The organism is Pseudomonas sp. 25 R 14, from assembly GCF_900004755.1.
Taxonomy (GTDB): domain Bacteria; phylum Pseudomonadota; class Gammaproteobacteria; order Pseudomonadales; family Pseudomonadaceae; genus Aquipseudomonas; species Aquipseudomonas brenneri.
In genome coordinates this window covers 1-15127 of sequence record NZ_CVTS01000039.1, presented here as the reverse complement: position 1 = coordinate 15127, position 15127 = coordinate 1, and the positions used below count along the sequence as shown (strand labels likewise).

The following is a 15127-nucleotide window of genomic DNA, read 5'->3' as shown; positions in this document are numbered from 1 at the left end:
TGAACTAAGTCCGATGCGCTTCTGGGAACGTCAGGACAGGCGGACTGCTCGTGCAGCGACCGGCATGTAGAGCCATCGCTCGCTCACGGGCTTGCCGGTCGCGTTGAGAAGGGCATGACCATAGGACTCGAGCTGCGGACCGTGCTCGGCCACCAGGTCCTCGTCTCTGGCCGAGCCACCGGGGTTCGATTTGTGGTCCATGAGAATCCAACTATCTGGCAGTTCAACCAGCAAATCGATGCGGCCCCGGATACGAGTGTCGTTAGGGCCATTCGCTTCGATGGGCACTTCGACGTAAACGGGGCAGTCAGGCCAGCGCTTGGCTACCCAAGCTTGGAACGCTCTGGCCTGGGCGCAAACGGCTTCCTTATCCACAGAATGAGCCATGGCCCAGGTCATCAGGATGCGTTCGACGTCAGGGGCTGAAATCCCGCCAAGCACGCCGGCGCGAGCGATGCACAGGTGGAGCGCCGTACCCAGCGATGCCATGTCAGGCTTGCCCGCCAAGCTTAGCCGGACTCCTACTGCGTCAGTCTCGACTACCTTGAACATGCCGCCCGAGGCGGAACTCGGTCGATGCCACAACGGCGCGGCCTGCACGCGCGGACGAGCTGTGAACCAGCGGCAGGCCTCGGAGGCTTTGGCAGGTGGCTCGGTTGAGCAGTCATCCTTGTTCCACGACCTCGATAGTCTGGAGAGCTGCTGGCCGTCGGGTATCGCTATGGTTCCTGAGTCGCCGAACAACAGGTCGGCTGCGCCTTGAATTTCTCCGACCCAGGCGCGCCCCGGCCCTGACTTGCGAACGAACGACACAGCGACGTTCATATCGCGCGCGCGGGTCAGGCCCACATAGAGAAGGCGCTTGTTCTCCGCCAGGGCTTCTGCCTGCATGGCTTTACCAGTGGCGCTGGCTTCGGCGTTAAGGGCGGCTTGGGGCTGGGACCGTTTGCCCCAGGTTTTCAGCCAGCAGTGTACGAAGCGGTTGGCGAGCGGCTGCTGTGGATCGAAGCCCCCAACTGTTCTCGCGCGCACGCTCCAAAGTGAACTGCGTGCTGTCGCATCTAGGCTTGTCAGCACGACGATTGGCCACTCCAGCCCCTTGGCTCCGTGATAGGTGAGGACCGAGACCGAGTTGTCTGCTGAAATGGCCCGGTTATCGTCCTCTGCGCTGGCGAGCTCGTCCAGCCAACGAAGCATGCTGCTGACGGTCGCCGGTCGCTTCGCGGCGACACACTCGTCCTCGAAAGTCTTTCCGAGCTCGACCAGTGCCTCGACATTGGACAGCCTATTGCGGCTCTCGTGAGGGGAGGTGGACCATTGGCCGACCAGCCGCACTACTTGGGACTCGGCAGCAGCAAGTCGCAGTACTTCCTGTGGCGTCAAAGCCATTAGCGTTGGACGCAGCTCTTCCAATCGGGCCAGTAGCGGATGGGCGCTGTCACCCTTCGTCAGCCACTCGTGTGACCTCACCCCATCGGTGACTAGGTATTGCAGCCTGTCTGCAAGCCAGGTCTCGATCGGAGTGCCATCGGCCAGGGTTAGAACCAGCGCCGTGGCGACGGTGTCGGTTGGGTCGTTCATGCGCCTCAGACAGGCCATGACATAGATGGCTTCGGCAGTCCCCAACAAGCCGGAACGTGGGCTGGCTGACGGGATGCCCCAGCGCGTGAGCGACGTGACGGCAAATTCGACCTGGTCGTTGTAGCGACACAGCACTCCGACATCGCCGGCCTGAATAGGACGGAGCTCCTTGGTGTCCTTGTCTTCGACCTTAACCCCGGACTCGAGCAGCTCGCGGATGGCCTGGCCAAGGCCTAGGTAGTCCGAGTCGTTTCGGCTGCTCTCGAAGTTCCAGTTCAACAGCGCGGGCTGGTCCGGGATGTCCTTCCGCAGAGGCTGCAACCGAACCTGCTCAGGCGTCAGGTCGGGCTCGAACGCAGAGTTGAATACACTATTAGTGAGCAAGACCTGGCTTTCGGTGGAGCGCCTGGAGGTGTCCAGAGCCTTCCCTATGACTCCGCCCCAGCCCTTGATGGCGCTGAGAACGCCGGAAATGAGGCTTGAGTCAGTTCCGCGGAAGCCGTAGATAGCCTGCTTGGGGTCGCCGACCCACACCGACTTCTTAGCCAGTTTGGCCAGCTCGACGAAAAGCGCCAGTTGGAGCGGGCTGGTGTCCTGGAACTCATCGACCATGATGAGATCCAGTTCTGCTGCCAACACTTCACGGACGGCTGGCTTTGTCCTCAATGCACGTAGCAGCAACACCTCTTGGTCGCTGAAGTCGACTGCACCCAGCGCCTTCTTGGCCTGCTCGTAGGCGTCGAGAACGTCGGCGGCCAGCTTGAACACCTTGTCAAGGTACCGACGGATCTCGGCATGAAAGGCCGGGTGAGACTCGTGGGCCTGAGCTGCGGACTTGACTGGTGCCACGATATCCCTGACCTTAGCGCCGGCGTCAAACCCTGCTGCGCCGATCCAGTCGGGCCAGCACCAGCGTCCTTCACGGAAGAGGCGATCCAGTTTTTGCAGCCCGTCGAGGCCTTTTAAGAGGTTGTCTGCAACTTTGGCGCCGACAGCCTGCTGCTGTTCTACGTAGGCGGTTACCTCCTGGTGCGCCTTGGCCAGCGCGGTGGCCAATGCCATGGTCGGGTCCAGCCCCGCAGTTGGAACAGGCCAGTTCGCGAGCATAGCGTCCGCGTTCTGAGTACCCATCACGCGAAGCGCCCCTGGCTCAATGTCGTTATCGAGCGCGGCCTTGACGACAGCCTCAACAGTCTTGGACCAGTCGGCCTGTTCGATGCCGAACCGCTCTGTGAGCCAAACTAGTTCCGCTTGTGCGTCGGCATCCATCGACTCGGCCAGCGTGGCTTTGAGCAGTCTCTTGGATTGACCTTCACCCAGGACAGTCTGGTCGGGAGACAGGCCCAACTCGAAGCAGAACCGCTTGAGCATCTGACCGCAGACACTGTTGACGGTGCCCAAGCGGGCTTGGCCTATGGCGGTGGCGAGGTCGATACGGCCCTTTTCAAGAAGCCAGGAGCGGGCGCGTTCGCGCAGCTCGGTAGCGGCCTTCACCGTGAAGGTCGTGGCCAAGATGGCGTGAGGCCGCGCCGTGCCAGATTCGAGGGCTTGTGCGAGAGTTTCGGTCAGCTTGTAGGTCTTGCCACTGCCGGCACCTGCGCTGATGAATTCGATGTTGTTCATCACTTCCAGCCTCCCAGCAAGATAAGGTGGTCTCGGTCCCATTTGCTTGGACCGTTGACCGGAAGGGTTCCCTCAGGGCCCTGGTACTCGTCGTTCGGATCTTCCGGAACGACTTCGATGGTCCCGGCGTCCAGCTGCTGCTTGCGCCACTTCCAGGTAGAGCGCGCGCGGTCCAGTAGATTGGAGACGGTTACGCCGTCCGGCGGTCTTCTGACTTGCGCTTTTGGGAAGATGTCGGCAGCGGTGATGTACAGCCCGCCACTTTCCAGGATGAAATAGCCAAGCGCGGCGGGTGCGATACCGCTTGTTTGCTCTATGAGGCTGGAGTAGAGCGCCAACTGTAGGTGCTCGCCAGAGCGAAGCAGCCCGGCGTAGTAGGTATCGCCTCTCCACTTTATGTCCACGGCGACAGTTCGCTTGTCACCAAGCGTGACCAAGAGGTCAATTTTGCCGATCAGCGGGACTGCTCCCAAGGTTCCTCTGAACTCCACCTCCGTCTGAACCTGAACGGCACCAGCGAGCCTGAGGTGATCGAGGAGACTGCAGATGGCTAGTTCGCAAACCTTCCGGAAGTGCTGCTGCGTTACCCCTGCACCCTGCATGAGTAGTACAGCGCCTTCAGTCAGCAAGAGCGAGTCTGCTTCGGCGCGGAACCACGCAACGGCATCGGAGTTTGACAAACTCAAGGCATCGTTGTGCGCGAAGAGTTTCTCGAGCACCCGATGAGCGAGGATACCCAGCAGGCGGTTGTCCTCATCCACCGCCAGGACGGAGGTCGGATCCAGCTTCGCCACTCGTTTCAGAACGAATAGGGCTGCGTCATTGAAGAGTTCGTTGAGCGTAGTGAACGACTGTAAAGCGTCGCCGAGCTGCACGGGATGAGGGAGTTGGATGTGTCGTGGAGTAGCGGGCAGCGACTGAGGTGCAAGCACCTCGGCGGTTACCCCGAGAAGTGTGGAGTCGAGTGCAATGTCCAGGTCAAGCGAAGCGGACTCGATATCCGGTACGAGCTTCTTAAGAAGCTGGCGAATCGGATGTACTTCTGTACCGGGGGGAGGGCAGACGATGATGAATCTTTTTCTCGCAGCAAGTAGTGGCCGCAGCCACTTCAGTGCTAACGATACAAGCTCACGCGCCGGGTCTCGCAACTGCACACCTAATTGAGTAAGAGCGTTCACCTCGGCAGTAGACCAAGGCAGAGGCGAGGGCAGGGCAGGCGTAGATGGCATCCACCAGATCACCTCATCAGCTGCTTCGATGCATGCGGCTGCCGTGTTGGTCGAGCGCATGCAACCTACATGGGAAACCGCAGCGGGGTTGGTTGCCCCGGTGGGCGTGGCGTGGGCGACCAACTGCTCGACTTGCCGAGGCAGCACCGTGGCCAACCCTTGCCGAGCCAGCTCGATCAATGCTTCATGGACGGCCGCACATTGGCTATGCGCCGCCGTAAAGCTCGCCGCATCAGCGGATTCACCTGAGAGACGAAGCCGCATAGCCTCCTTCATCCGGGCGACGCGAGCAATCAGTGCATCGACCGGCACTCCATCGGTGCGTGACCAGCGCTCTGACTCCAGCCAGAAGGTAATTTCATCTGCTATTTCCTGGGCATCGTTACCCGCTGCGATCTTGGCCTTAGCCGCCGTCCAGGCTTCGCTCCCAATTCCAGGCTGCTTGGCGACAGCACGAGCGAGCCTGCCTCTCGCAGGACGACTGAATGGGCCAACTGGGTGCGTCAGGAAATCCAGCAGTCGGTTCATGTCTATTGGTTCCCAGCACATTTCCAAGGCAAGGATTAGTGCCTGTAGGGCTGGGCGGAGCTGACTAGGGCGTTCGAACCCGCAGTTGACGCCGCCGGTCGCGGACAGCGACACATCTAGCGAGTCGCCGGCCTCCTCAGCCAGGATCAGCCGGTCGCCGGGCTGGTGCGAGTGTTGTGCGCTCAACCAGTGTTCGGCGGTCGTGGCCGCGAGAGCATGCACTAGCAAGACACTCCCGTCAGTCTGCACGGTCAGATTGCCCGCGGAGCCTCCAGCCAGAACGGTTAGGGCTTGCTCTTGCAACGCACGGAGTTGGCCTTCTCCCTGTGGCTCGGGAAGTCGGACTTCGACCGCTGGCAGGCGCTCGAGCACCTGCCGCCAGAGAAGCGGGAAGTCCTCGGGAGGGTCAACCAGGTGAACTGACTTGATGGGGCCGGGGCCGGACGCACTCAGAGCCTGTATCACCAGGTGCAAGCGCTCGGCCTCTCCGGGCGGCAGCGTTTCGAGAGCTGCCTTTTCAATGGCGGCAAGCTCCTGGATTCGCGAAGTATGCTCTGGATTCGCGCTGCCGTCCCAACCGCCAAGCCGCCACTCGTCACGCCAGGCCAGGAGGCGCGCAGCCGTACCAATACTGTCGGCCTTCAGGGACTCACTGTAGAAGCGCGAGTTGTTGTCATGGACGCGCAGCAGGCCAGAGTAGATGGTCACGCGTCTGGCCTTGGACGCTTCTGGCGCGCTTAGACCAAGGTAGGTCTCCAGCAGGGACAGGAATCCGAGGCGGCCCACTATCGGGGTGTTGAAGAAGTTCGTCGGGGACGGACCCTGACGGGTATCCAAGAAAAGGCCAAAAGTGATGTGCATGCTAAGGCTGACTTCCTTGACGACAATCCAATGCAGGCGTCCTATTGCATCTTGTTCCCCTGCTCCTAGTCGACAAGACTAACCGAAAGCAACCATTCACGTACGACGGAAAATTGCTGAGAGCGGCTGTCAGACCACGACTGCCTGTGTGTCAGATATCGCAGCAAGGCAAACAAGGAACTGCGCCTACTGAATTTTTGCTCTTTACCGTTAGCAGCCTTTGTCCAACTAGAGGTCTGGTAAAGCCTGCTGGCCCCCTGGAGTGAGCAGCCGACTTATGGCAGCGTTTTGAAAAGCGTCGGAGTAATACCTGAATTCAGCTTGGCGACTTACACTTGAGATATTAATTGCACAGGAGGTATCACTCGGTTGCTCACGCACTTGGGCAGAGGAGAGCATCTCATCGGCCAACCTTCACACCGCGGTGTGTGGGAACAACAACGGGTGACTTTTCTAGAAGGGAACTGTTGGACTTCAGGCTGGGGGCATCCTTTTCAAACCATCCAAAGCATGCCCTCAGATGTGCCCCCAAGTAGCAATCCACTGGAAGTGAATGGAGCTCCATGGTTTGTGGAAAGGCAGAAATGATCAGTTGAACAGCCTGCCCGCCGACACCTAGAGACTGTCCGGGTCCCCAAAAAACATCTGAATCCGCGACCGCAACCAGCGCTCACCCGGATCGTTATCCTGGGAGCCGCGCCACGCCATGTGCAGTTCAAAACTGCGTACCGGCAACGGCGGGTCTTCGGCGCGCAAGCCGCCAGCAGCGGTCAGGGCTTCGGCGGTGTAGTCCGGCACGGTCGCCAGGATGTCGGTGCCGGCCAGCAAGGTACCCAGGCCGTTGAACTGCGGAACCGCCAGGACCACATGGCGCTTGCGGTCGAGCTTTTCCAACTCTTCATCAATGAACCCACTCAGGTCACCGGCGAAGGAGACCAGGGCGTGGGGGCGGGCGCAGAAGTCGTCCAGGCTCAATGCGCCAGGCACGCTGTCGGCGCGTAGCAGTTTGGGCAGGCTGCGGCGCAGGACCTTGCGCTTGGCGTTGGCCGGCAGGTCGGTGGTGTAGCTGACACCGATGGAGATTTCCCCGGAGGCCAGCAGGCCCGGCATCAGGATGTAATTGACGCGACGGATTACCAGCACGATACCCGGTGCTTCGGCGCGCAGGCGTTTGAGCAGTTGCGGCAGCAAGGCAAACTCGACATCGTCCGACAGGCCAATGCGAAACACGGCGGTGCTGGTGGCTGGATCGAATTCGGCGGCGCGGCTGACGGCGGTGGAAATCGAGTCCAGGGCCGGCGAGAGCAGGGCGAAGATCTCCACCGCCCGGGCCGAGGGCTCCATGCTGCGCCCGGTACGCACGAACAGCGGGTCATCGAACAGCCCGCGCAGGCGTGACAAGGCAGCGCTGATGGCCGGCTGGCCGAGGAACAATTTCTCGGCGGCACGGGTCACACTGCGCTCATGCATCAAGGTTTCGAACACGATCAACAGGTTCAGGTCGACACGACGCAGGTCGTTACGGTTCATCTTGTGTCCTGGCAGATTCAGCAAACTTGACGTGAGCGGCCACATGACAACAATGGCCGGCATGAATCTTACGGGGAAAGGCTGGTACTCTGCACCGGCTAATTCAGTTTTCCTACGCCGCCTAGGATATTTTCCTAGGCGGTGGAATCAATGACAGACATGACGACTATTAATGGCGACCGGTGGCCTTGCCCCGAAAGCCCAGATAAAGTTCATGGCATTAGAGGTTACTTTGGCGAGGTTTGCGATGTCCCGCACGATCCGTTTTCACAAGTTTGGTCCGGCCGAGGTGCTCAAGTGCGAAGAGCATGAAGCCACGTTGCCCGCACCGGGCGAAGTGCAGGTGCGTGTCGAAGCGATTGGCGTCAGTTGGTACGACATTCTCTGGCGGCAGAACCTGGCGTCTTCCCATGCTCGCTTGCCTTCGGGCCTTGGCCATGAAATGGCTGGCGTAGTCGTGGCGGTGGGCGAGGGTGTCGATGACCTGGCGGTGGGTGACAAGGTCGCCAGCTTCCCAGCCGAGAGCCCCAATGATTACCCAGTGTATGGCGAGCTGATTGTCCTGCCCCGTTCGGCCCTGACCCGTTATCCGGATATCTTGAGCCCGGTGGACGCGAGCGTGCATTACACGCCGCTGTTGATTGCCTACTTTGCCTACATCGACCTGGCGCGGGTCAAGCCCGGGCAGTTTGCCTTGGTTACGGATGCCAGCCATTGTGCCGGGCCTTCGTTTGTGCAATTGGGCAAGGCCCTGGGGGTGCGGGTGATCGCTGCCACCAAGTCGCCAGAGGAGCGCGAATATCTGCTGTCCCTGGGCGCCGAAAAAGTCATCGTCACCGAAGAGCAGGACTTGCTGATGCAGATCAACAAGTTCACCGATAACCGCGGTGTGGATGTGGTATTCGACGGCCTCGGCGGCCCGCAGATGTCGCTGTTGGGCGATGTCCTCGCGCCACGGGGCAGCCTGGTGCTGTATGGCCTGCAAGGCGGCAACCAGACACCTTTCCCGGCCTGCGCCGCGTTCCAGAAGAACATTCAGTTCTTTGTGCACTGTATCGGTAATTTCACTGGCAAGCCGGAACTGGGCATTATCCAGGATCAGGCAGCGTTGCAACGGGCCCTGCGTGATATCAACCAACTGACTGCAGACGGTGTGCTGGTACCGCTCAAGACCCGGGTATTTCCGTTCAGCGAGTTTGTCGATGCCCATCGTTACATGGACGAATGCCCGTGCCGTGAGCGGGTGGCTTTGCAGGTTGAAGCTGTTTGATCTGTGGGAATGTTCGTAAACGGACATTCCGGCTGTGCTTGCCATGGGGCAAATACGCCATTTAGAAGGACAGGATCTACGTCCCTTGCTGATTCTTCTGCCGGGATTTTGTCCCCGCAAAACCTGCCTTTGATACCGCCGCTGCCCTGAATCCCAGAGCAGCGGCGTTTTACATGGGCACTGCTGTACATGCCGGCTCACCAAACTGCACTGGTTTTTGCGCCGAGTCTGTATCTTCTAATCATCAAGCAAGCGCTGATAATTGCCCGGTCACTTTCATCTCAAGGACTGAGCAATGATTGCAGAAAACAAATCAAAACATCGGCTCGCTGTAACTAACAAGTCGTCTTGTATACCGACCCAAGGACATAGGTCTGTAGAGAGAGCCTTTAAGTGCGCGCGAACTAAATCCAGACTCTTCCCCGCGCTATATATGTCGGATCCTTCTTTAATGTTTGAGTTAAAGGTTGGTAGGAAGTTGTAAGACGGATCCTAGGCCTGCCAGAAGGCCAGCGTAAGGGCTTTCTTCAGCCGGTGATGGCGTCTTCGTCGGGATGTTCCAACTGGCGTTTTGTTGTGTGGTGCTAACATTTAGCTATCAGCCTTAATCGCAACAGGCGCCAACTTTAAGTAAACAGCAGCTCGTGCAGGCACGCCTAACTGCTTGCCCGGGACTGACAGTTAACCTCAGGTAGTAAAGCTATGAGCGCTATTCACGAACAAGCCATGAACTATGTTTACCAGCAAGTGTTGCAACGGTTGCAGGGCCACTTCTCACGGGCGGAGCGCACCGCACTTCAGTTATTGATTCAGCGGTTGATTGTGGCGGCTGGGGGCATCGAGCAAATCGGCGACTATAAAATACTGGTCGCCCATGGGGGCGGCAAAGGCAGCAGTTACGCACTGGCTTTATTGCGTGCCGCCCAATTGACCATCGCCGGGCGTGCGCCGAGGAGTTTTCAATTGCGTGTCGCTACCCTGCGCCATACAGGGATGACGCAAGCGGCGCTGGACAGCATTCATCGGGGCTACAGCGCGTTGTTTTTCCATGACGACCCCAGGGTCGAGTTATTGATGGTGGAAAACCAGGAAGTTATGCCCTTCAACCACTTACGCCCGTCTTCCACGGTGGCTCAGGATGTTGGCCGCCGTAACCTGTTGATGGTCGGGCATATGAATTCGGGGGATATCCGCGCCAGTTTGTGCAACGACGGCTACTTGTCCCTGGGGGATTTTTATCGCCGCATCACTGCATGGGACGGTGGGGTGCATGCCCTGGTCAGCAGTGATTCGCCGCGTAAGCAGAATCAATACCTGGCATGGCTGGCCAGGACCACCCGTGCTGCGGGCATGAAAGGTCCCTTCGGACGGCCACTGGCGCTCAACGCTCTGTTCACCCACATGGATGATTGCAGCGCGGGCTATTATCGCGATGTCTATGGTGAACATTACGCGGCACAGGATGCCTCCTCCAAGGAAGTGCATCGACACCTGGCCTACATCGGCGCGGCCGACCTGTTGCGCGGTGGGGAGCAGGACTCTACGGCATTACTCAACGATTTTATGGGTTACAAGCAAGATGAGTTTGCCTTTCAGTTCAGCACCCCGGCCTACGCCAACCCGTTTCTGATGGCCCACCTGCATGGCCTGCATGCACAAGTGCTACAGGGTCTTGACTATCAACAGGGTGTCACGCGGTTTATCGAACAAGCCATCGGCTTTATGCGTCGTAAAAAAATCCCCGAATTGCTGATTGCCCAGGCCGGGACCAGGGATGGACGCGTGCTGGCGGCGACCTACGCTCGCGAGTTCTTTGGCCTGGAAGAAAGCCAGCTGGTATGCCTGTTGTTTTCACCCTTTATCCAGCAAGGGCAACGCCTGGAAGCCTTCTTGCGTCGCTGTCATCCCGGCATGCTGGTGGCGCTGCCCGAGCTGCACAAAGCCCTGGAGGGCAAGCCGTCGGCAGAGTTGATTCAGCATTGGATTGTTGACGCCAGTGGTTTACCCCTCACGCTTTTGCAGCACCTGTACCACGCCAATGCCGCGGCCAATGCCGCTTGTATCAACAGCGAGGATCCGGCCACGGGGCCGCACGGCGTGCCAGGGCACTGAGGGTGGTTGCGCTACGGCAGCCATGGATCGGGCAGAAACCGTCATGAGGAGGGATAAACAGACAGACTTCGCCTATCAGGCTGTCTATCGCTACATGATCAATCTGATCAACGAAGTGGGCACAGAGGCCAGGGTCAAACTACCGTCCTTGCGGCACTTGGCAGAGCGTTTGAATGTATCGATTTCCACCATTCAATACGCCTACTCGCTGCTGGAAAAGGAGGGCAGGGTGTATTCGGTGGCCAAGTCCGGCTATTACGCCTTGCCCATTGCCCTCAATACGCCGTGCTGCACCGCAGGGGATTTGCTCGAACGCCTGTATGTCGGGGCGCGCAGGCCGGGGATGTTAGTACTCAGCGCCGATGAACCGGCACAACTGCTGTCCCTGGACGGCCCTTTGCTGCAATTGGAACGTGAACTGGTGCGCCAGTACCCGCGCCAGTTGCAGCCCTATTCCCAGCCGTGTGGTATCTGGGAGCTGCGTGCGGCGCTGGCGGCACGTTATACCCAATCGCCGACACGTTGCTGGCAGGCGGATGATGTCTATGTCGGCGCTGATCTGCGGGGAGTGCTGGCCATCCTGATCGAGGTGCTGGCACTCAAAGGTGCGGCGGTGTTGGTGGAGTCGCCGTGTGACTGGTTGATCCTGCGCCTGCTGCAAGACGCCGGAGTGCGGGTGATTGAGTGGCCGTGCAACGAGCAGGACGGGCTTGACCTGGCCTATCTGGAACAGCAACTGCGTGCCGAGAACGTGCAGTTGGCATTGCTGTCCTCGACCCCGGGTCTGCCCACGGGCAAAGCCATGTCCCTGGCGGATCAGGTGCAGGTGGCAGGGTTGCTGGAGCAACATGCCTGCTGGCTGTTGGAGAATGACATCCAGGGCGGGTTGGAATTCGAGGCCCGTTCCTGCTACTTGCGCGACTGGGTGAATCCTGACCGACTGATGGTGTTTTCCACCTTCGAAAAAGTTATGGGCCCGGAAGCGCCCTACGGTTATCTGCTCTCGCGGCACCTGAGCACGCAGCTGCAGCGTCAATTCCTGTTGCGTGCGTTTCGTTTGTCGTCGATTCGCCAGCGGGCGATTGCCCGGCTGTACCACAATGGCCGCCTTGACCAGCACTTGCAGGCGTTGCGCAGCCTGCTCAAGGGGCACGCGGCAGCGATGCAGGCGCGTCTGGTCGAGCATTTGGGCGAGCGTGTGACATACCGCGCGCCGCAGGCAGGCGCCACCCACTGGTTGCGCTCGACTGAGGCCGTCGATATGCGCCGGGTATTCCAGACCATGCTGGCGCGCCAAGTAGTGATTGCCCCTGGCGAATTGTTCAGCGTAAGCGGCCTGTACCAGCAGCACTTTCGCCTGAGTCATGTGGTCAGCAGTCATCACAGCCTGGACCTGGTGCTGGAGGAGTTGGCACGGGCACTCAAGCAAGGGCAGAACGGATGAATAGGCCGCGTGGGAAATATCGCGGGTTGATGTGGGATAGATACCGTCGCTTGGCGGTCGAACTCCCAGTAAACTGTATTTTTTTTCCGAATCCTTCTTTTCAGAGGTTTTTGCATGACTCTCAGTCCTTTTGCGGGCAAACCGGCGCCAGCTCAATTGCTGGTGGACATCCCGCGACTGGTGACGGCCTATTACACCGGCCAGCCCGATGCAGCAATCTCCACTCAACGCGTGGCTTTTGGTACCTCCGGGCACCGTGGCAGCTCTTTTGACTTGAGCTTCAATGAATGGCACGTATTGGCCATCAGCCAGGCCATCTGCCTGTACCGCGAAGCGCAAGGCATCAATGGCCCGCTGTTTGTCGGCCTCGACACCCATGCACTGTCCACGCCGGCGGGCGCCAGCGCCCTGGAAGTGCTGGCGGCCAACGGCGTGCATGTGATGCTCGCCGAAGGCGATGAATACACACCGACCCCGGCGATTTCCCACGCCATCCTCTGCTACAACCGTGGTCGTACCAGCGGGTTGGCCGATGGCATTGTCATCACCCCGTCCCATAACCCGCCCCAGAGCGGCGGTTATAAATACAACCCGCCCAACGGCGGCCCGGCCGATACCCATGTCACCAAATGGATCGAAGCCAAGGCCAACGAGCTTTTGGCGGCCAAGCTGGCCGGAGTCAAGCGCATCACTCACGCCCAGGCACTGAAAGCTGACACTACCCACCGCCACGACTACCTCAATACCTACGTGGCCGACCTGGTCAATGTCATCGACATGGACGCCATCCGCAGCGCCGACTTGCGCCTGGGCGTGGATCCATTGGGTGGAGCAGGGGTGCGCTACTGGTCGGCTATCGCCGAGCATTACCGTTTGAACCTGGAAGTGGTGAACACTGAGGTCGACCCGACCTTCCGCTTCATGAGCGTGGACTGGGACGGCCAGATTCGCATGGACCCGTCCTCCAGCTATGCGATGCAAGGCTTGATCGGGCTCAAGGAACGCTTCGATGTTGCGTTCGCCTGCGATCCGGACCACGACCGCCACGGCATCGTTACCCCCTCTGGCGGGCTGTTGGCGCCAAACAACTACCTGGCCGTGTCCATCGACTACCTGTTCCAGAACCGTCCCCAGTGGCGTGCTGATGCCGCCGTGGGTAAAACCGTGGTCAGCAGTGGCTTGATCGACCGCGTGGCCGCGCGCATCGGCCGGCGCCTGTACGAAGTGCCGGTGGGCTTCAAATGGTTTGCGGACGGGCTGTTCGAAGGCTCCCTGGGCTTTGGCGGCGAAGAAAGCGCGGGGGCTTCGTTCCTGCGCAAGGACGGCAGCGTGTGGAGCACTGACAAGGACGGCTTGATCCCGGCTTTGCTGGCCGCGGAAATGACCTCGCGCAAAGGCCAGGACCCGAGCCAGATCTACCGTGGCCTGACTGACGCCCTGGGCGAACCCTTCGCCATTCGTGTGGATGCCAAGGCCACGCCGGCGCAGAAAGCGCTGCTGGGCAAGTTGGCGCCGGAGCAGGTCACGTCCACGCAATTGGCCGGGGAAAGCATCCAGCAGATCCTCAGCCATGCGCCGGGTAACGACCAGGCGATTGGCGGGCTGAAAGTCATGACCGAAAACGGCTGGTTTGCGGCGCGGCCGTCGGGCACCGAGGATATCTACAAGATCTATGCCGAGAGCTTTATTGGCGAAGATCACCTCAAGCGCCTGGTGGAAGAGGCGCAGGTGTTGGTGGATGGTGCGATCACCCCTAACTGACACCCATGTGGGAGATTCTATGTTGCAGGGAAACCCTGCAACCTTAAATTCGGCTGATATTCGCTCTGGTTTTTCATCAGCGCGAATGCCACCCGGCAGAGCTTGCGGGCGAGGATCACCAGGGCTTGGGTCTTTGCCAATCCTCGGGCCAGGTAGGACTCGTAATAGGGTTTCCAGGTCGGCGATCGGCTAGCGGCCATTGCTGCGTTGTGAGCAAGGCGCCGTAACTCCGAATCGCCCTTTTTACTCAGGTGCCGAGGACCGGCCTTCTTTCCGGAGTCTTTTGGTCTCAGATCCATCCCCAAGAAAGCGATGAATGCATCGCCACTGGCGAAATGGCCACGCATGAAGGCTGTCGCTAGACCCGTAGCCGTAAGATCACCAACCCCTTCAATGGCTTTGCAGCGCTTGATGTTTTCGGTGATGCCTGCCTCTTTGCTGACTTTGTGCAGCAACTTCTGAATGACCAGCTCAGCTTGTTTGAAGGACTTTAACTGCTGGGCCAATTCGTCCTTCAAAAGCGGTTCGCCCGACCAACTCAGCGTTAGGCTCACGCGCAAGTTGATAAGCTCTGCACGTCGGTGCAGTAAGCTTTTCAATAGCTTATAAGCCTGCGGAGGTGGGCTCCAGAGCCGCAGCCGTTCCTGCTCGCTGCTCAGGTAGCGCGCCAGCAAACGCGCATCGCAAGGGTCTGTTTTCGCCCGTTGGCCAATGCTTTCGCGGTAATGGCTCAACCGATAAGCGTCTACAACGTAAACCCGATGTCCCATTTCATGGGCGAGTTCAGCTGTGTCCAAGTGGTAAGTGCTGGTGGCTTCCAGGGCAATTGAGCTGTTGGCAGGTAGCGTTTTGAGCCAGCGGCCAAGAGCATCGCGGTCGTTGGTAATGGTTTGAATGGCTTTGAGGTCTTCGCGGTAGGCGACGACGTCGGCCTTGGCCACATCGATACCCAGAACCGTTGGTGAAGTAAGGATTGTCATAACAAATCCTCGGAGCTAGTGTTTAAGGGCTTGTCGGGGTCTACCCCAGCGCTGGCTTGCCTCTATCGTCGGTTTTCCCGATGAATTCCTTATCGGCGCTTGGGGTAGAAAGGGCGGGACGAGAAGTCTCCCACGGTCCGTACTGGCTAGAGTCGGAATCGGGCTTTTAGTCACCGCCCACCCCTTCAAGTTTAAACATACAAGCGGG

8 protein-coding genes are annotated in these 15127 nt (G+C 59.4%); 4 read left to right on the top strand and 4 right to left on the bottom strand.

Annotated elements, in window-relative coordinates; translation table 11 throughout:
- Nucleotides 1-30: 30 nt before the first annotated feature.
- The 3 genes from BFQ03_RS11855 to BFQ03_RS11845 form a co-directional block, all read right to left on the bottom strand.
- Complete coding sequence (locus BFQ03_RS11855; RefSeq protein ID WP_065943184.1) at nt 31-3204, bottom strand: UvrD-helicase domain-containing protein; 3174 nt, start codon at nt 3202-3204, stop codon at nt 31-33.
- Nucleotides 3204-5822 carry a PD-(D/E)XK nuclease family protein gene (locus tag BFQ03_RS11850; RefSeq protein ID WP_139115681.1) on the bottom strand — a complete coding sequence of 873 codons (2619 nt, stop codon included), beginning with the start codon at nt 5820-5822 and terminating at the stop codon, nt 3204-3206. Before BFQ03_RS11850 ends, BFQ03_RS11855 begins: the two co-directional genes overlap by 1 nt.
- Nucleotides 5823-6437: 615 nt before the next feature.
- On the bottom strand, nt 6438-7352 hold the full coding sequence (locus tag BFQ03_RS11845) for a LysR family transcriptional regulator (protein ID WP_065943183.1): 915 nt from the start codon (nt 7350-7352) through the stop codon (nt 6438-6440).
- 247 nt (nt 7353-7599) lie between these two features.
- Here BFQ03_RS11845 and BFQ03_RS11840 point away from each other — a divergent pair, with 247 nt between their 5' ends.
- The 4 genes from BFQ03_RS11840 to pgm all read left to right on the top strand — a co-directional run bounded on the left by BFQ03_RS11840 (nt 7600) and on the right by pgm (nt 13939).
- Nucleotides 7600-8622: a zinc-dependent alcohol dehydrogenase family protein gene (locus BFQ03_RS11840; RefSeq protein ID WP_065943182.1), complete on the top strand. Its 1023-nt coding sequence runs from the start codon at nt 7600-7602 to the stop codon at nt 8620-8622.
- A 702-nt stretch (nt 8623-9324) separates the two neighbouring features.
- Entirely contained in the window at nt 9325-10734 is a 1410-nt protein-coding gene (locus tag BFQ03_RS11835) for a hypothetical protein (protein WP_050593359.1), read from the top strand.
- A gap of 43 nt (nt 10735-10777) precedes the next feature.
- Entirely contained in the window at nt 10778-12178 is a 1401-nt protein-coding gene (locus BFQ03_RS11830) for an aminotransferase-like domain-containing protein (RefSeq protein ID WP_065943181.1), read from the top strand.
- Nucleotides 12179-12292: 114 nt separating this feature from the next.
- Complete coding sequence (gene pgm / locus BFQ03_RS11825) at nt 12293-13939, top strand: phosphoglucomutase (alpha-D-glucose-1,6-bisphosphate-dependent) (RefSeq protein ID WP_032860449.1); 1647 nt, start codon at nt 12293-12295, stop codon at nt 13937-13939.
- Nucleotides 13940-13956: 17 nt separating this feature from the next.
- Here the strand turns inward: pgm and BFQ03_RS11820 are convergent, their stop codons facing one another.
- Entirely contained in the window at nt 13957-14919 is a 963-nt protein-coding gene (locus BFQ03_RS11820) for an IS110 family transposase (protein ID WP_065942825.1), read from the bottom strand.
- Between the last annotated feature and the right edge of the window lie 208 nt (nt 14920-15127).

Coding starts and splice junctions, on each gene's coding strand:
- pgm (WP_032860449.1), top strand. CDS start 12,293: ATGACTCTCAGTCCTTTTGCGGGCAAACCGGCGCCAGCTCAATTGCTG.
- BFQ03_RS11830 (WP_065943181.1), top strand. CDS start 10,778: ATGAGGAGGGATAAACAGACAGACTTCGCCTATCAGGCTGTCTATCGC.
- BFQ03_RS11840 (WP_065943182.1), top strand. CDS start 7,600: ATGTCCCGCACGATCCGTTTTCACAAGTTTGGTCCGGCCGAGGTGCTC.
- BFQ03_RS11850 (WP_139115681.1), bottom strand. CDS start 5,822: ATGCACATCACTTTTGGCCTTTTCTTGGATACCCGTCAGGGTCCGTCC.
- BFQ03_RS11835 (WP_050593359.1), top strand. CDS start 9,325: ATGAGCGCTATTCACGAACAAGCCATGAACTATGTTTACCAGCAAGTG.
- BFQ03_RS11855 (WP_065943184.1), bottom strand. CDS start 3,204: ATGAACAACATCGAATTCATCAGCGCAGGTGCCGGCAGTGGCAAGACC.
- BFQ03_RS11820 (WP_065942825.1), bottom strand. CDS start 14,919: ATGACAATCCTTACTTCACCAACGGTTCTGGGTATCGATGTGGCCAAG.
- BFQ03_RS11845 (WP_065943183.1), bottom strand. CDS start 7,352: ATGAACCGTAACGACCTGCGTCGTGTCGACCTGAACCTGTTGATCGTG.